Genomic DNA, 17,846 nt, shown 5'->3' on the forward strand with positions numbered 1-17,846 from the left:
CCGAGGAGTCCCATGCGCGTCACCGTTCGCGGCGCTGCCCTGACGGGCGCCGTACTCCTGACCGCGCTGGTCGCGGTGGGGGGGTGGGTGATGTCCGCGGGAGGCTCGAACAGGCCGTCGGAGGGCCCGCCGAAGACCTTGCGGGTCATCACCTGGAACATCTGCGGAGAGGCGGGCGGGGAGCGCGGCCAGTCCGGCTACTGCCCCCTGCGGGACCGTCCGGAGAAGAAGGCCGAGAAGATCGCCGCCCTGGCGCGGGATCGCGACGCGAACGTGATCACCCTGCAGGAGGTCTGCGGGGGTGCGCCGGGCAGTCATATGGCCCTGCTCCGGTCGGCGTTGGGGCCGGGCTGGTCCTTCCGGCATGCCGAGGGCGCCCGGCCGGACGGCGAGACGCGGTGCCGTGACGGTCTGTCGGGCGACCTGGGCGTGGCGGTGGCCGTCCGCGGCGAGATCGACCGAGCACGGTCGAAGAACGCCCTGCCCCCGGACCCGGAGGGCGTGAGCGGGCAGACCCTGCCGGTGCTGTGCGTACGGGTGAGGGGCTGGGCGTACACCCCCTGCACCACGCACATCCTGCCCGGTGAGGAGCCGCGCGTCCGGGAACAGATCGCGGCGGTACGGGCCTTCGTGCGCCGGGAGGACCGGCCCGCCGTCCTCACCGGCGATTTCAACCGGAACGCCGCCGCACCCCAGTTGGGCCCGCTCGTCTCGTCGTACGCGGTGTGCCCGGGGGCGGACGGGACCGGCGAGGGCGACGAGGGCGCGGCGACCTATCACGCGTGGGACCCGGAGAAGCGGGCCCACGCCTTCCACGAGCTCGACCACGTCTTCTTCGACAGCCCGCCGGGCGTGGCGGATCCGCTCGTCGACTGCGGCGTCGGCGAGGGCCTCATGGACACCACGCCCAACGAACCCGGTGGCCCGGAGCCGAACGGTTACTCCGATCACGCCCCGGTCTACGCCGACCTCCGTACGGGCGCCTGACGGGCCCGTACGGGCAGCTCAGCCGATCGCCGTCCAGGGGCCGAAGCCGCCCCGGCCGGGCGCGAGTTGCGTCGCCACGTGGAGTCGCCCGTCGTTGCCGAGGGCAGCCACCACGGCCCGGCCGGCCGAGTCGAAGGAGGTCGCCGGGGTGCCCACCACCGTGCCGCCCAGCGCGGCGGTCGAAAGCTCCTGCCACGGCGAGTCGTCCGGGTGGAAGCGGTAGGCCAGCCCGCCCAGGTCGCTCCGGGTCACCAGGAGCGTGCCGGTCTCCGGCGAGGTGCTCGCGGCGGCCGCCACCGGGCCGAAGCCGCCCCGGCCGCCGATCGGTGCGGCGGGCTTCGCCCAGCGGCCGCCGGGCGTGTCCTCCTCCTCCGGGCTGCACGAGGGCGGTCGGCGGGCCGGCGGGCACGCTCAGCTTGAACCGCGGGGCGCGCGAGGGGAGCGAGTCGATGGTGTCCTGGCTCCAGTGGAAGACCCCCTCGCGGCTGGAGGCGAACAGCTCGACGGATCCGTCGCGCGCCGTGAGCGCGGACAGCCCCTCCTGCACGTCGAACCCCCGCAGGTCGGTCCACTCGCCCCAGGTCCCGTCGGCCGCCCGGACCCGCGAGTGGACGCCCTGCCCGGCATTGCGCACGAACAGGTGCAGGCGTCCCTTGCCGTCCCGGGTCACGACCGGCGCTCCCAGGTGACGGTCCCGGCGGGGGTCGGCCGCCGAGGGGTTGCCGAGGGTCCCCCATTCGCCGAACGGACCGTCGGGGACGGCCTGTTCGAGCGCGACGATCTCCCGTCCGTGCGCGTCGTCGTGGGCGAGGTAGGAGAGCCGTTCGGCGAAGATCTGCCACCGGCCGTCCGGGGTCAGCGACACGGCGAGTCCGGGCGCGAGCGGAGCGCCGCCCAGCAGGAAGGGGCCGCGCCACTGGTCCCCGCCGGGCTGGGCCTGCACCCAGACCGCCGCCTGCTGGTCGATCACGGCGAAGGCCGTCAGCCGCCCCCGCGCGTCGGGGCGCAGCCAGTCGCCGGTCCCCGGGTAGCGCGGGGTGGTGCTCTGGACCCAGCCGGGGCCTCGCGAGTTGAGACCGACCGCGTAGTCGCCGCTGCCGGCCGGGTCGCCGCAGTCGTACCCGTCGGCGGCACCGTAGATGTTGAGGAAGAACTCCTTCAGCGAGACGGCCTGGGGGCTGAGGTTGTGCGGCCACCGCTCGTTGTAGTAACCGCGGAAGGCCTCGACGGCGAAATGTCTGCCCTCGGCGGGACCGCGGTACTGGCTGATCGCGGTCCAGCTGAACAGCGCGGCGGCCGTGTGGTCGCAGTGGTCGCTGAGATCCCCGTAGTCGTGGCGCTGGGGGAAGTTCTCGTCGTGGACGAGCCGGTCGGGGTCGGGGTCCATGGTGCGGATCACCGTGGGCCGGACGATCTCCATCAGGTTGACGAGGGTCGCCACGACACCCGGGCGCGTGTACCAGAAGACGTCGCCCACCAGCCCGCCGCGGGGCACCAGCGTCGGCACCCGCTCGGCCTCTCCGCGCCACAGCACGTGCAGGCTCCGGGAGGGCCCCTCGGGCGTGCCGTGCTGGCGGATGTTGAGGAAGAACAGCGTGACCCACGGGGCGGCGGCCAGGGAGTAGACCTCCGCGAGGCCGCCGTCCGCGGTCTGCCAGGTGCCACTCGTCCAGGCGGCGGTGCGGTCGCCCAGCACCATCGCGGCGTACGCGGCCCTGAGTCCGTTCTGCCGGGCCCTGCCGTAGGCCTCCCGGTCCGCGACGACGGGTTCGGTCGACCAGGGGCGGGGGTTCTCGCCCTGGGCGTCCCCGCTGGTCAGGTAGACCGTGGTGGTCCTGACACCCGCCTTCATCGCCTGGAAGGCGGTGGGGTTCATGAAGTACAGGTCGTCGTCGGGGTGCGCGACGATCTGGAGGATGGATGAGGTGCTGTCCATGCTGCGTCTCTCTCGCGGTGGGGCCTGGCCGGTCACAGCGGCCACCCGGGCAGGTAGCCGGCGCGGTGTCGCTGGTTGCGCTCCGAACCGGTCTCGAACTGGCTGGCGATGGGGAAGTAGCTCGGGAGGAAGGCCGTGAGGATCGCGTCCTGCTCCTCCTCCGGGACGTCCCCGTCGTGGAAGTCGTTGAGGCAGAACACGTCGTGCGGCCGGGCGGTCAGAATGCGGTTGAGGCGCGGCTTGTGGTCGCTCAGGCCGACGTTGACGAATCCGCAGGAGATGCTGCCGGGGACGCTGCGCAGGGTGTGGAACCCGTAGTAGTGGTGCAGCGACGACGCCACCGAGAGGTCACTGTGGCTGCGCAGCTGGTTGGCGGCCGTGGTCGCCATGGCCTCCTGGTAGTAGCCCTCCATCTCCTCCAGCACGCTGCGGCGCAGCGGATGCGGGGCGTGCAGGAAGGAGTGGGCCAGCACCTGGCCGAAGGTCGCCTCGATGAGCGCCCGGTTGTTCTTGGCGGCGGCGATGTTGAACTCGTCGGCGTAGCTGGCCGGGGCCATCGGCACGGCGGTGGGCGACATGAAGTGCTTCGCCTGGCCGTTGCTGTGGAAGAACATGCCCGGCTGGAGCGTCCGGCCGACGAACACGTCGTCGTTGAAGTAGAGGAAGTGCTCGGCCAGCCCGTCGATGTGGTGCAGCTGGCTTTCGATGGCATGGGAGTTGTACGTCGGCAGCGCGCCGCGCCGTTCGAAGATCTCGCGGTGGTCGACCACCCTCACCCGGGGGTGGGAGGTGTCCAGCCAGGAGGGCACCTGCTGGTCCGTCACCAGGTAGATGTTCCGGATCCAGGGCGCGTACATGTCGATGGAGCGCAGCGAGTAGCGCAGTTCGTCGCGGTCCCGGAACCGGGCCGCGCTGGTGGCCGCGTCCTCGGTCTGCATGCCCATCCCGGCGAGGACGGCGTTCTTCCGGTCCAGCCAGTGCACGTCGGATCCGTCGACCCAGGTGTACACGGCGTCCACGGGGAAGTTGACGTCGCCGTGGAGGGGCCGGGTGAAGGGGGTGATCGACGGGTAGTCGCGGCCGGCCAGGGGCAGCGGGCTGCGGACCATCGACTGCTTGGGCAGGCGCGTCCCGACGGAGGTACGGGCCGGGGAGACGAAGAACGCCGGATCCTCGGGGTCCTCGTCCCAGAACGAGATGGTGCAGCCGTACACCGCGCCGAGACGCAGGGTACGGGAACGGGACACCGCGCTCTGGTAGACACGGACGCCGGAACCGGGCGTGTCGAGGTACTGCTCCACCATCCCGGCGAGGACGGTGGCGACCGAGTTCTGGTTCTCGTTGAGCACCGACACGTAGACCGCCTGGTCGGCGTAGGCGCCGGCCAGGGCCTTCAGTACGGCCTGACGGTAGGTGGCGTGCACGGCGACGGTGTGCCGGACCAGGGAGTCGCGCACCACGAAGTAGGGGACGCCGGCGCTCTCCAGGGCGTTGGCCGCGAGGGCGAGGTTGGCCTGGACGATGTCCCAGGGGGACTCCCACTCCAGGGGTCTGCACAGCTGCCCGCCGTCGCGGACCAGCCCGCGGACACTCTTGAGGAGGCGGCGCTCCAGCGCCTGTGCCGCGCCGCTGCGCACGGTGCCGGCCGGGGCCGGGGAGGCGGCGGGCACGCCGCCGTCGGCCCCGCTGACCAGCTCGTGCATGGCCTGCCGTTCGGCCTTGGCGATGTCACGGCGGCCGCTGTCCCGCTCGGCGAGGAGTTCCGAGAAGATGTGTTCCCACCGGGCGGTCACGACGGCCGGGGCGAAGCGTTCGACGGCCCCCAGGGCGGCGGCGCCCATCCGGTGGCGCAGCGACGTGTCCTCGATGAGCCGCAGCAGGCAGGAGGTGAGCGCGTCGATGTCACCGGTCGGCACGAGCAGCCCGGAGTGGCCGTCCATGACGACTTCGCGGGGCCCGTTGGGCGAGTCGTAGGAGACGACGGGGACACCGGCGGCCTGGGCCTCGGCCAGCACGAGGCCGAAGGCCTCGTTGCGCGAGGTCAGCAGGGCGATGCTGGCCTTGGCCCACTCCTCGGCGAGGTGCGGCGAGTTGCCGTTGAGCTGGACACTGTCGTGCAGGCCGAGGGAGTCGATCTGGCGGCGCAGGGCGCCGCTGAGCGGCCCGTCCCCGAAGATCCGCAGGGTCCACGAGGGGTGGCGCGGGGCGATCGCCGCCCAGGCCGTTACGGCGTGGTCGATCTGCTTCTCGCCGACGAGGCGTCCGGCGATGACGACGGTCCGCGTCTCCAGGGTGGACTTCGGACGATAGCCGCTGGGAAGGGCGTTCGGCACGACCTCCAGCCGGGGCGCACCGGCGCCCAGCGTCTCGGCGAACCACTCACGGGTCCGCTCGCTCAGGACGCCGAGCGCGTCGAGTCTCGCCGAGTGCCGCAGGAGCGGTTCACCGCTCGTCCCGCGCAGTTCGGAGACCCGGTGCTCCTGGTGCACGGTGACCACGCGGGACGGCGCCAGGTGCACGGCGAGCGCCATGAGGGCCGGGGTGGTGGTGATCAGCACGTCGGTGTCGCTGTCCTGAAGCGCCAACCCGAGCTCCAGGTCGGAGAGCCTGTTGAACGCGGCCTCCCAGGCACGGTCCACCACCCGGCTGGGCTGTGCGGACAACTGCGCCCACACGGCGTCGTCCACACCGGTGGGTCGCAGGGGGCGCTGCACCGGACCGGTGAGGTCGACGAGGTAGTCGACACGGACCCGCTCGTCCGGCGAGAAGAACTGCGCCGGTTTGGACTTGAAGACGCTCAGGACCCGGACGTCGTGCCGGACGGCGAGTTCCGAGGCCTGGTTGAAAACAGCCCGTTCGGTCCCTCCCACGGCGTCGGCGGTGGTGAGCAGGAAGGTGATCTTCATAGGGTCTTTCAGCCGATTTCTGGCATCGGGGTGCAGGTGATGCGGAGGTTGCCCGCGGAGGTGTAGCGGGGCTGGACGAGGAGCGGCGGGTGGCCGGGAGGAGCGATCACGGTGGTGCGCATGGCGAAGACCCGCAGGGGGTTGCGTACGTCGTGCAGGCGGCGGCCGAGCCTGAGCCCGGAGCCGGACGCGTCGCTCACCACCACGTCCCAGTGCTCGGGCCTGTTGCGCCGGGGCGCCATGCTCTCAAGCGGGACCTCGACCCGGGTGATCCCGTCCTCCCCCACCGTCACCGGCTGCTGGAGCCGGCGGCCCGAGGCGAGGAACTCCGCCCGGGGTTCGTCGATCCGGGCGCCGAGGACCCGGAAGTCGACGGCGATGCCCGCGTGGGTGATGTGCACCTTGACCACTTCCGCGCCGGGCCTGGCGTCCGAGGTGACGACGCGCGCGTTCCCGGTGACCGAACGGCCGATCCGGTGGCGCTGCCCGGTCACGCCGGACGCCGTCATCGGCTTGGTGGGGCCCTCGTAGGGGACGGGCAGCTCCACCAGCAGCAGCGGCAGTTGCCGGGTCCGTCGGCCGTTGGCCAGCCGCAGACGCAGCGGTCTGCGCCCGGCGCCGACCGGGGCGCCGCCCACCTCGGCCCCCAGGAGCACGACCGCGTCCATCAGCAGCCCGCCGTCGGGGCCCTCGTAGACCCGGGCGGGGCTCTCGTGACGCTGCCGGCCGCTGCCCAGTACGAGTTGCGCGCTGTCGGGGAGCCGGGCCGAGCCCGGCAGTTCGGCGTGCAGGTTGACGGTGTGGCCGTCGAGCACGGCGGCGTACCGCAGGCGCGCCGTGCGGCCGGAGCGCAGCGGCAGGAAGACCCGCAGAATCAGGCGGGAGCGCAGGGCCGCGGCGCGGACCTCCAGCCGGCGCCGGGCGGCGCCCAGTTGTGCGCGTCGCTGCGTCATCCGGAGCTCCGTCCCAGTTCGTGGGTGCGGCGCGTGGGCGCGCCGTGCGACCCCTGCAGCTCAAAGGGGCTCGGCACGGGGAAGTAGGTGTCGAGGAACCGCCGCACCATGCGCTCCTGGGCATCGGGGTCCTCGGGAACCACGGTGTCGTTGATGCAGAAGGTGTCGAAGTTCCGCTGGACGACGAGGCGGTTGAGCCGCCCCTGGGCCTTCTCCTCGCCGATGTCGATGTAGACGTACCTGAGGTCCGCGAGCGTCGCCCGGGCCAGGTGGTAGGCGTAGTAGTGGTGCAGCGAGGAGGCGATGGGGATGTCGTGCGGCGAGCGGAAGCGCGCGTGCTGGGTGACCCAGTGTGCCCGCGCGTAGATGTGCTCGATCTCCGTGAGGACGGTGCGTCGGAGCGCGTGCGGCGTGTGCTTCATCTTCTGGGAGATGACCGTGCCGAACTGCTGGGCGATCAGGCCGCGGCTGTTCTTGCCCGCCGCGTTGACCGGGAGGTCCTCGGGGGCCACGTTCCCGGACGGGATCAGCGCCTTGGACAGGAAGAACTTGGTCAGGCCATTGGGGTGGAAGAAGTGTCCGGGCTGTACGGGCCGCCCGAAGAACACGTCGTCGTTGAGGTAGAGGAAATGGTCGGAGAGGCCGGGTATGTGGTGGAGCTGGCTCTCGATGGCGTGCGAGTTGTAGGTCGGCAGGGCCGCCGGGTCGGAGAAGATCTCCCGGTGGTCGACCACGGTGAGGCCGGGGACGTCCGTGTCGAGCCAGCCCGGGGTCTGCCCGGCGGTGACCAGGAAGATGTTGCGTACCCAGGGCGCGTACTGGTGGATGGAGCGCAGGGAGTAGCGGAGTTCGTCGCGGCTCGTGTAGCGGGCGCCGTTGTCGGCCTGCTCGTGCAGTTGGTCGCTGTCCGCGGTCAGGGACCGCCGTACGGCGTCCTTCTCGGCGCGCCATACGGTGTCGGAGTCGTCGACCCAGGTGTAGACGACGTCGATCGGGAAGGCGTGGTCGGTCGGCAGCCGGGCCGTGAAGTCCGCGACGGTCCGGGTGTGCCCCGTGTGGTACGGGCCGGGCACCGGGCTGAACAGTTTCTGCTCGGCCGTGCGGAACTCCGTCTCGACCGGGATCTGGGTGACGACGGTGTTGGGACGCGGCGCGCACAGTTCGCCCTCGCGCTCGTCCCAGAACTCCAGGTCGCAGCCGGACTCGGGGCCGAAGACGAGATGGCCGGTGGGGTCGCAGACGTTCCAGGACAGCCGGAGCACGGGGTGCGAGCGCAGCCGCCGCCATGTTTGGGCGGACGCGCCCGACCGGGCCTGGCCGCCGTTCTCCTGGGCGACGTAGCCGGGGTTGCGGCCGAAGGCGAGTTGCAGCACCTCTTCGACGTCGGCGCGCAGCCGGGCCGGCACCGCGACGCACGGAAGGTTCTGGGAGGTCCCGCGGACGGCGAAGTGATCGATCTCCGCCTCCTCCAGCACGGCGACGAGCATGTGGAGGTTCCTGGCGCGCGCGGCCCATTCGGTGGCGCCGCGCACCACCACGGCCCGCGCGTGCTTGCCCTGGATCCGCACGACGCGCAGCGAGGCGTCGGGGCTGTGCCGCGCGGGATTGCTCCGCCCGCCCAGCGCCCGGACCACCACGGCGGAGCGGGCCGAGTCGAAGCTCGCGAGCAGGTGCATGACCATGTTGCGCCACGGGGCGGGGACACGGCGGACGAGTCGCCGACGCGCCCGCACCGGCACCAAAGATCTATATGTCGATACCAGCGCACTGGTCTCAGGATTGTTGACGCTCACAAAATTAGCCCGCCCCGTTGAACAGGAGCCGAAGCCCCGCCTCACTCTTTCGCCCCACCGAAAGTTCCGTCACGCGGGACGCTGTCAGTGACAGAAGACAGGCCGCCGTCCGATGTTCACATCAGCGCCACTCTTTGTCCACCTGTGATCACTCGTTCTTCACGTTTGTGATGAAGCTGACAAGAGCTGGATCGCGACAGGGCAGGGGGGCTCAGACGGGAGAGGACGGCGCCATCGCCAGCCCCGGCTCCGGAGCCTGGCGCGCGATGCGCAACGCCCCGTCCTCGCCGAACAGCGCGAGCACCACGCGCCCTTCGGCGTCACAGGCCAGGGCAGGCGGCCGGGCGCTCCGCTCGGTCGTGCCCGACCACCAGACGCCGCCCCCCTCGTTCTCCGTGCCGCAGGCGGCGAGCAGGACCTCGCCCTGCGGGGTCCGGTGGGCCAGCACCGTGCAGTCGTAGCCGTCGAGCCAGACACGCAGCGCGGCTATCCGGCCCTCGGCCGGCCCGCCGCCCAACGGGATGACCCAGGTACCCGGACGGTGGGCGAACAGGGCGCCGGTCGCGGCATCGGCCCAGTAGTACGTGAACCGGTCGGGCGCGGTCTCCAGCGCCGACGCGCTGCCGGGGGTCACCGAGATCTGCAGGTCCAGGCAGCGGTCCAGGCCGCCGTCCGGCTGCCCCTGCTGCCAGCGCATGGCCGCGCCGTCGCCCGGCGCGAGGTATTCGACCCGGCCGGACGCGGTGGCGACGGCGACCGCACCGTCGTACGCGTCGCTCCCCTGGAGGTCGCGCCAGGGCTCCCACGCGCCCTTCGCGTCCTCGCGCCGCATCGACACCCCGCCTCCGGCGTTGGCGACGAAGACGTGGACGCGCCCGGAGCCGCTCACGGCCGCAGCCGGAACGCCGATGCGCCCCGCGCCGGCCGCGTCCTTGTGCGGGTTCCCCACCGGCTTCCACTCGGTCACCGGGCGGCCCGTCTGGTACTGGACGGCGTGCACCACTCCCGTGGCCCGGCCCTCCGCCGAGACCCGCCGGCCGATGAAGCGCACGAAGCCGTCGGCTCCCCGCACCACCGAGAGGTGCGACAGCCGCGGGGTCTCGATGACCTCGGGACCGGCCCACTCGTCCCCCGCGGCGGCCCTCTGCGTCCAGCGCAGCAGCCCCTTCTCGGAGCGCGCGAACACGGTGAGCCGCCGGTCCTTGCCCAGGACGATCCAGGGACCCTCCACGACCGGCGCGCGAAGACTGGTGGCGGGCGCGTCCGCCACCCGGATGCCCCCGTCGCCCACGGGGCGACTCCTCCGCTCGGTGCGCCCGGACCTCACTCCCATACCCGTGCCCTTCTCCCCGTTACTCGGCCCGCAGGTCACCGCCGAACAGACCTTCGGGTCAGAATTTTGTCACACACTTCACAGGGGCTTCACTTCCCGGCCGGGTCGGCGCCACTTCGCCGCAGAACCGGCACCGAGCGTCCCCCAGCGGGAGGGGAGGGAGAGCCGGGCTCTCCCTCCCCTCCTGCTGGGGGATCAGGTGTTCTATAGTGCTCGGTCAGTCATACATTCACGGACCGGTCACACCCCCCACCCGAGTCCCCCGCACTCCGCCCCGCCCGGGGCCATGAGATTTGAGGACTCGCGCAGGATGAGCCACGACGCCACGGCACCGGACACCCACGACGGCTCCGGCGCCGCACACCGGAGCCGGCCCGCACGGGGCCGCAGGAGCCAGCGCAAACGCCGCCGCGGACTCAAGATCACGCTCGGTGTCCTGCTCGTCCTGCTGCTCGCCGGGGGCGGCACCGTCTACTGGCTCTACAGCCAGCTCGACGGGAACATCAAGGCCGTCGACATCAACAAGGCGCTCGGCGAGGACCGCCCGGAGAAGCTGCCCACCAGCGGGCAGAACCTGCTGGTCCTCGGCTCGGACTCGCGCGCCGGGGCGGAGAACGAGGAGCTGGGCGGCGGCGGGGCCGTCAGCGGCGCCCGCTCCGACACCGCGATGGTGGTGCACATACCCGAGGGCCGGTCGAAGGCCGTCGCCGTCTCCATCCCGCGCGACACCCTGGTGACCCGGCCCGAGTGCGTCGGGGAAAACGGATCCACGGTGTCCGCCAAGGAACGCGTCATGTTCAACTCCGTCTACGCGCAGGTCGGTCCGGCCTGTGTGGTGAAGACGGTGGAGAAGATGTCCGGCGTCCGCATCGACCACTACCTGGAGATCAACTTCGCCGGGTTCAAGGACCTGGTCGACGCCATCGGCGGGGTCACCGTCGACGTGCCGCAGGACATCGACGACAAGGCCTCCGGGCTGAGTCTCACCGCGGGCCCGCAGAAGCTGAACGGCACCGAGTCCCTGGCGTACGTCCGGACCCGGCACGGTATCGGCGACGGCAGCGACCTCGGCCGCATCGGGCTCCAGCAGCAGTTCCTGATGGCCCTGCTGAGCGAGGTCAAGTCGCAGGACCTGCTGGGCAGTCCGGCGAGCTCGTACAAGATCGCCAAGTCGGCCACCAAGTCGCTCACCACCGACTCGGGGCTCGCCTCGCTCACCTCGCTGGCGGAGTTCGCCCGCTCGATGAACGGCGTCGACCCGGCCTCGATGGAGACGATCATGCTGCCGGTGGCGTACGACAAGATCGACGAGAACCGGGTGATCGCGGCCCAGCCGCAGGCGGGTCAGCTGTGGAAGGCGATCCGCGAGGACACCACGATCCCCGAGGAAGCGAAGAAGTCCCCCGCGACCGGGGGCTGACGCACTGTCCCGCCGCGCCGCTCGTGACACCCTGCCGGGATGAGCGAGGACGATGCGGTGCTGGTGATCGTGGACGCCGCCAACGTGGTCGGTTCCGTACCCGACGGGTGGTGGCGGGACCGGCGCGGGGCCGCGGTACGGCTGCGGGACTCGTTGGTCCCGTACGCGACGGCCGGGCTGCCCGGCGCGCCCGGCCCCGTCGAACTGGTGCTCGTCGTGGAAGGGGCGGCCAGAGGCGTCGCGTCCGTGACCGGGGTGCGGGTCGCGTCGGCCCCCGGCAGCGGCGACGACCTGATCGCCGAGCTGGTGGCCGGGGCCGCCCCGGACCGGGACCGCGTCGTCGTCACCGCCGACCGCGGACTGCGGCAGCGGGTCGAGGCGTACGGGGCCCGCTGCGTGGGCCCCCGTACGGTACGGCCGCTGCCGGCGCCCGGGGACGAGGGGCCTCAGGGCGTGTCCGGTGCTGATCCGCCGGACACGCCCTGACGGCCCGACTTGGCCATGCGGCTGTGGGAGCGCCCGTACGCGAAGTAGATGATCACCCCGAGCGCCATCCAGACAGCGAAGCGGACCCAGGTCTCCACGGGCAGATTCAGCATCAGCCAGACCGAGGCCGCCACCGAGGCGATCGGCAGCACCGGCACCCACGGGGTACGGAACGCGCGGGGCAGGTTCGGCTGGGTGCGGCGCAGGACCAGGACGCCCAGGGCGACGATGACGAACGCGAAGAGCGTGCCGATGTTCACCAGGGTGGCCAGCTCCTCGATGCTCGTGAACCCGGCGATGACCGCGATCAGCACGCCGAGCAGGATCGTCGGGCGGTAGGGCGTGCGGAAGCGCGGGTGCGTCCGGGAGAAGAAGCGCGGGAGCAGACCGTCGCGGCTCATCGCGAAGAAGACCCGGGTCTGGCCGAGCAGCAGGATCATGCAGACCGTGGTGAGACCGACCGCCGCGCCGAAGCTGATCAGACCGGCGTAGAAGGGATGCCCGGTGGCCTTGAAGGCGTCGGCGAGCGGGGCGCTGACGGAGAGTTCGCTGTAGTGCTGCATGCCGGTGACCACGATCGAGACCGCCACGTAGAGCACTGTGCAGATGACGAGCGAGCCGAGGATGCCGCGCGGCATGTCGCGCTGGGGCAGCCTGGTCTCCTCGGCGGCGGTGGCCACCACGTCGAAGCCGAGGAACGCGAAGAAGACGATGGAGGCGGCCGTGAAGATGCCCATGATGCCGAAGTTGGTGGGTTCGTAGCCGAAGATCAGCTGCACGAGCGGGGCGTCCCAGCCCGAACCTGCGGGCTGCTGCTCGGCCGGGGGGACGAAGGGCTTGTAGTTCTCGGCCTTGATGAAGAAGAGGCCCGCGATGATCACCATGAGGACGACGCCGACCTTGATCGCCACCACGACCGAGGTGACCCGGGCGGACAGCTTCATGCCGACGACTAGGATGACGGTCAGTACCAGTACCAGGGAGAAGGCCAGGAGGTCGAAGCCGAACCCTTCCGCCACGTCCGGTCCCGAGAGCATGTCGGGCATCGCCCGGTCGACGTTCTCCAACAGTGAGCGGACGTAGCCGGACCAGCCGACCGCGACCACCGCGGTGCCCAGCGCGAACTCCAGCACCAGGTCCCAGCCGATGATCCAGGCCACCAGCTCGCCCAGGGACGTGTACGCGAAGGTGTACGCGGAGCCGGCCACCGGGACGGTGGAGGCGAACTCGGCGTAGCAGAGCGCGGCCAGCGCGCACACAACGCCCGCCGCGACGAACGCGAGGGCGGTCGCGGGTCCCGCCGTCTCCTTGGCGACCTTGCCCGTGAGGACGAAGATGCCGGTACCGATGATGACGCCCACGCCGAAGACCGTGAGGTCCACGGCGGAGAGGGACTTCCTGAGCGCGTGCTCGGGTTCCTCGGTGTCACGGATCGACTGCTCGACGGACTTGGTGCGGAAGATGCCCTTCCCGCGGGGTGGTGTGACCTGCGCGCTCACCTGCGTTACCTCCACGCGTTCGATGTGAGCGCCATGATGGGGACCAGGCCGCGCATGATCGCGCCATCCGGTCCGTTTCACGCGAACGGGCCGGGAGAACCACCCGTACAGGGGCGGTTCTCCCGGCCCGTCGGCCGTACGGAGAGGTGTTCGCGGGTCAGTCGCGGGCGGGCTCGACCGCGCGGCTCTCGAAGCGGCCGTCGAGCTTGGCGACCAGGCCGGTGACCTGCCGGGCGATGTCCGGCGCGGTCAGTCCGATCTCGGCCATGACCTCGCCGCGCGAGGCGTGGTCGAGGAAGACCGGCGGGATACCGAAGTCGCGCAGCGGTACGTCGACCCCGGCGTCGCGCAGGGCCTGGGCGACGGCGGAGCCGACGCCTCCGGCGCGGCTGTTGTCCTCGACCGTGACGACGACGCGGTGGCGCTCGGCGAGCGGGGCGAGCGCCTCGTCGACGGGCTTGACCCAGCGGGGGTCGACGACGGTGCTGGAGATGCCCTGGGCGTCGAGCAGGTCGGCGATCTCCAGGCACATCGGGGCGAGCGCGCCGACGGAGACGATCAGGACGTCCGGCTGGGCGGCCTTCGGCTCGCGCAGGATGTCCATGCCGCCGGCCCTGCCGACCGCCTTGACGGCGGGGCCGACCGCGCCCTTGGAGAAGCGGACCACGGTGGGCGCGTCGTCGACGGCGACGGCCTCGCGCAGCTGGGCGCGGACCTGGTCGGCGTCGCGCGGGGCGGCGATCCGGAGCGTGGGCACGCACTGGAGGATCGACATGTCCCACATGCCGTTGTGCGAGGCGCCGTCCGTGCCGGTGATGCCGGCCCGGTCCAGGACGAAGGTCACGCCGCACTTGTGGAGGGCGACGTCCATCAGGACCTGGTCGAAGGCGCGGTTGAGGAAGGTGGCGTAGACCGCGAAGACCGGGTGGAGTCCGCCGGTGGCGAGGCCGGCCGCGGAGGCGGCGCCGTGCTGTTCGGCGATGCCGACGTCGTAGATCCGGTCCGGGAAGGCGGCCTCGAACTTGCCGAGGCCGACGGGCTGGAGCATGGCGGCCGTGATCGCGACGATGTCCTCGCGCTCCTCGCCGAGCTTGACCATCTCCTCGCCGAAGACGGAGGTCCAGTCGAGGCCGGAGGTGGAGATCGGCAGGCCGGTGTCCGGGTGGATCTTGCCGACCGCGTGGAAGCGGTCGGCCTCGTCCTGGAGGGCGGGGGTGTAGCCGCGGCCCTTCTCGGTGAGGCAGTGCACGATGACCGGACCGCCGAAGCGCTTGGCGCGCTGGAGCGCGGATTCCAGGGCCTCGATGTCGTGGCCGTCGATCGGGCCGACGTACTTCAGGCCGAGGTCCTCGAACATGCCCTGCGGGGCGATGAAGTCCTTGAGGCCCTTCTTGGCGCCGTGCAGGGTCTCGTACAGCGGACGGCCGACGACGGGCGTGCGCTCCAGGATGTCCTTGCCGCGGGCCAGGAACCGTTCGTAACCGTCGGTCGTACGGAGGGTGGCGAGGTGGTTGGCCAGGCCGCCGATGGTCGGGGCGTAGGAGCGCTCGTTGTCGTTGACGACGATGACGAGGGGGCGGTCCTTGGCGGCGGCGATGTTGTTCAGCGCCTCCCAGGCCATGCCGCCGGTGAGCGCGCCGTCGCCGATGACCGCGACGACGTGGTCGTCCTTCTTCAGGACCTCGTTGGCCTTGGCCAGGCCGTCGGCCCAGCCGAGGACCCCGGAGGCGTGGCTGTTCTCGATGACGTCGTGGTCGGACTCGGCGCGGGAGGGGTAGCCGGAGAGGCCGCCCTTGCTCTTGAGCCGGGAGAAGTCCTGGCGGCCGGTGAGCAGCTTGTGCACGTAGCTCTGGTGTCCGGTGTCCCAGAGCACCTTGTCCCGGGGCGACTCGAAAACCCGGTGCAGGGCGATGGTGAGCTCGACGACGCCGAGGTTGGGGCCGAGGTGTCCGCCGGTCTTGGACACCGCGTCCACGAGGAAGGTGCGGATCTCGTCCGCGAGCTGGTCCAGCTCGCCGAGGCTGAGCCGGTCCAGGTCGCGCGGTCCCTTGATGCGGGTCAGCAGATCCACCCGTGCCTCCTTGCGTTTGAGCTGATCGAGCGTGCCGATCCGATGAGTCTAATGTTCCGTTCGCGGCGGCGGGCATCGGGCGGCCCTGTTCGCTTACGGAATACCCGACACGCGCAGGTGCCCGGCACCCCTGGGGGCACCGGGCACCTGCGCGGTTGTGCGGTCAGGCGCGGCCCGCGGTCTTCTGGGTCTTACGGGTGACGGAGTCGATGACGACCGTGGCGAGAAGCACGGCGCCGGTGACCATGTACTGGATCGGCGTGGCGATGCCTTCCAGCGACAGTCCGTACTGGATGGAGACGATCACCATGACACCGAGCAGCGCGTTCCAGGTGCGGCCGCGGCCCCCGAAGAGGCTGGTGCCGCCGATGACGGCCGCCGCGATGACGTTCATGAGAAGGTCGCCGGTGCCGGAGCCCTGGTTGGCCGCCGCGATCTTGGAAGCCCAGAACAGGCCGCCGATCGCCGCGAAGGTCCCCGCGATGGAGAAGACGGAGATCCGGATCGCGGTGACGTTGATACCGGCCCGCCGGGAGGCCTCTACGCTACCGCCGAGCGCGAAGATCTTCCGGCCGTAGGCCGTGCGGCGGAGCAGGAAGTCCGTGCCGACCAGGACGATCAGGAAGAGGACCAGGGCGAGCGGCAGGCCGCGGTACTGGTTGAACATGTACGCGGCGGCGAAGCCGAACACGGCGATGACCGCGGTGCGCACGAGGATGTCGGCGAGCGGGCGCGCCGGGATGCCGGCCGCCTCGCGGCGGCGGGCGTCCAGGAAGGCCGCGGCGAAGTAGCCGACGACCGCGATGGCGGCGAGCCCGTAGGCGGCGGCGACGTCGGTGAAGTAGTACGTGGTCAGCTTGCCGACCACCCCGTCGCCGTCGAGGTTGATCGTGCCGGAGTCGCCGAGCAGCTGGAGCATGAAGCCGAGCCAGAACAGCAGGCCGGCCAGGGTGACGGCGAAGGCGGGCGCCCCGACCCGGGCGAAGAAGAAGCCGTGGATCGCGCCCATCACCGCGCCGCTGACGATGGCGACCAGGATCGCCAGCCATTCGTTCATGCCCTGGGTGACGCTGAGCACCGCGACGATGGCGCCGGAGACACCGGAGACGGAGCCGACCGAGAGGTCGATCTCGCCGAGCAGCAGGACGAAGATGATGCCCACGGCCATCATGCCGGTGGCGACCATCGTGGTGGCGATGTCGCTGATGTTCTTCGCGGAGAGGAACTCGGAGTTCATGCTCTGGAAGACGACGGCGATGATCGCGAGGCCGACGATCACCGGGATCGAGCCCAGGTCGCCGCCGCTGATCTTGCGCTTGAACTCGGTGACGTAGCCGCTGAGTCCCTGCTCGCGGACGAGCAGGCGGGGGTCGATCACCGTGGCGGCGCCGTCGGCCGCGTCCGGGTTGCCGACCGGCGGCGCGTCGGCCGTGGTGCCGGCCTTGTCCAGCGAGGTGGCGGACTTGTCGGTGGTCACTTGGAAACCTCCGCGTTGCGCGCCGCACGTCGGGTCACGGCGTTGTCCGTGGCGCCGGTGATGGCGGAGATGATCTCTTCCTGGGAGGTGGTCTTCACATCGAAGACACCGTTGTTCCGGCCCAGCCGGAGCACGGCGACCTTGTCGGCGACGGCCTTCACATCGGCCATGTTGTGGCTGATGAGGATGACCGCGTGGCCGCGCTCGCGCAGTCGCTCGACGAGGTCGAGGACCTGGGCGGTCTGCTCGACGCCGAGGGCCGCGGTCGGCTCGTCGAGGATGACGAGCCGGGGCTCGCCGAGCATCGACCGGGCGATGGCCACGGTCTGGCGCTGGCCGCCGGAGAGCGAGGCGATCGGGATGCGGACGCTCGGGATACGGATGGAGAGCGTGGACAGCAGCTCGCGGGAGCGGCGCTCCATCTCGACCTCGTCCAGGATGCCGAACCTGCGCAGCTCCCGGCCGAGGTAGAGGTTGCCGACGACGTCGATGTTGTCGCACAGCGCGAGGTCTTGGTAGACGGTCGCGACGCCGAGGTTCTGGGCGTCGTGCGGCTTGTCGATCCGCACGGCCCTGCCCTCCCACTCGATGACGCCGTCATCGATGGGGTGCACTCCGGCGATCGTCTTGACCAGCGTTGATTTACCGGCGCCGTTGTCGCCCACCAGGGCGACCACCTCGCCGGCGTGGACCTCAAGCTCTACATCGGTGAGTACCTGGACGGCACCGAAGCGCTTGGAGACCCCTCGCAACGCCAACACGGGCGTAGCGGACACATGAACCATCTCCTTCGCCGCCTGACCGGCGGGGATGCCGCGCCCGGGGGAAGGCGCGGCGGTGTCGAGCACAGAGAAAAAGCGGGGTGAAGTGTTCCGTCCGACGCCCCGCCCGGTAGCGGGACGGTTGGTGTGCGGGGCGCCGGACAGGCTTCGTGGCCGCGCGTGCCGGCCGGGGTGCGGCGGGCGCGTGCGCGGGCGGTGGGGCC

General features: G+C 71.2%; 12 protein-coding genes. 3 read left to right on the forward strand and 9 right to left on the reverse strand.

Going from position 1 to position 17,846, the window contains the following annotated elements; genetic code table 11:
- The first annotated feature begins 12 nt into the window (after window positions 1-12).
- On the forward strand, window positions 13-987 hold the full coding sequence (locus CR470_RS12720) for an endonuclease/exonuclease/phosphatase family protein (RefSeq protein WP_097867703.1): 975 nt from the start codon (window positions 13-15) through the stop codon (window positions 985-987).
- Here the strand turns inward: CR470_RS12720 and CR470_RS41140 are convergent.
- The 5 genes from CR470_RS41140 to CR470_RS12745 form a co-directional block, all read right to left on the reverse strand.
- Window positions 893-2,923, reverse strand: coding sequence for a PIG-L family deacetylase (locus CR470_RS41140; protein ID WP_097867704.1), 2,031 nt, complete (start codon window positions 2,921-2,923; stop codon window positions 893-895). The genes CR470_RS12720 and CR470_RS41140 overlap by 95 nt on opposite strands.
- Before the next feature lie 32 nt (window positions 2,924-2,955).
- Window positions 2,956-5,829, reverse strand: coding sequence for a stealth conserved region 3 domain-containing protein (locus CR470_RS12730; RefSeq protein WP_097867705.1), 2,874 nt, complete (start codon window positions 5,827-5,829; stop codon window positions 2,956-2,958).
- An 8-nt stretch (window positions 5,830-5,837) separates the two neighbouring features.
- A complete protein-coding gene (locus CR470_RS12735) occupies window positions 5,838-6,782 on the reverse strand; it encodes a hypothetical protein (protein WP_097867706.1) in 945 nt (314 codons plus the stop codon).
- Window positions 6,779-8,458 carry a stealth family protein gene (locus CR470_RS12740; protein WP_097867710.1) on the reverse strand — a complete coding sequence of 560 codons (1,680 nt, stop codon included), beginning with the start codon at window positions 8,456-8,458 and terminating at the stop codon, window positions 6,779-6,781. Before CR470_RS12740 ends, CR470_RS12735 begins: the two co-directional genes overlap by 4 nt.
- Before the next feature lie 328 nt (window positions 8,459-8,786).
- The gene (locus CR470_RS12745) at window positions 8,787-9,908 is read right to left on the reverse strand and encodes a hypothetical protein (protein ID WP_373561406.1); all 1,122 of its coding nucleotides are present in this window, start codon (window positions 9,906-9,908) and stop codon (window positions 8,787-8,789) included.
- A 310-nt stretch (window positions 9,909-10,218) separates the two neighbouring features.
- Here CR470_RS12745 and CR470_RS12750 point away from each other — a divergent pair, with 310 nt between their 5' ends.
- Both CR470_RS12750 and CR470_RS12755 read left to right on the forward strand, forming a co-directional pair.
- The gene (locus CR470_RS12750; RefSeq protein ID WP_097867707.1) at window positions 10,219-11,328 is read left to right on the forward strand and encodes an LCP family protein; all 1,110 of its coding nucleotides are present in this window, start codon (window positions 10,219-10,221) and stop codon (window positions 11,326-11,328) included.
- A gap of 39 nt (window positions 11,329-11,367) precedes the next feature.
- Window positions 11,368-11,814, forward strand: coding sequence for an NTP pyrophosphohydrolase (locus tag CR470_RS12755; protein WP_097867708.1), 447 nt, complete (start codon window positions 11,368-11,370; stop codon window positions 11,812-11,814).
- On the opposite strand, the gene CR470_RS12760 is transcribed toward CR470_RS12755, so the two are convergent.
- The 4 genes from CR470_RS12760 to CR470_RS12775 form a co-directional block, all read right to left on the reverse strand.
- The gene (locus CR470_RS12760; RefSeq protein ID WP_097867712.1) at window positions 11,775-13,277 is read right to left on the reverse strand and encodes an amino acid permease; all 1,503 of its coding nucleotides are present in this window, start codon (window positions 13,275-13,277) and stop codon (window positions 11,775-11,777) included. The genes CR470_RS12755 and CR470_RS12760 overlap by 40 nt on opposite strands.
- Before the next feature lie 193 nt (window positions 13,278-13,470).
- Window positions 13,471-15,384, reverse strand: coding sequence for a 1-deoxy-D-xylulose-5-phosphate synthase (gene dxs / locus CR470_RS12765; RefSeq protein WP_097867709.1), 1,914 nt, complete (start codon window positions 15,382-15,384; stop codon window positions 13,471-13,473).
- Window positions 15,385-15,547: 163 nt separating this feature from the next.
- On the reverse strand, window positions 15,548-16,861 hold the full coding sequence (locus tag CR470_RS12770) for a sugar ABC transporter permease (RefSeq protein ID WP_179892233.1): 1,314 nt from the start codon (window positions 16,859-16,861) through the stop codon (window positions 15,548-15,550).
- Window positions 16,858-17,646 (reverse strand): ATP-binding cassette domain-containing protein, encoded by a 789-nt coding sequence (locus tag CR470_RS12775; protein ID WP_097867714.1) that lies wholly within the window; start codon window positions 17,644-17,646, stop codon window positions 16,858-16,860. Before CR470_RS12775 ends, CR470_RS12770 begins: the two co-directional genes overlap by 4 nt.
- Between the last annotated feature and the right edge of the window lie 200 nt (window positions 17,647-17,846).

This window comes from Streptomyces sp. rh34, assembly GCF_002551245.1.
Lineage (GTDB): Bacteria > Actinomycetota > Actinomycetes > Streptomycetales > Streptomycetaceae > Streptomyces.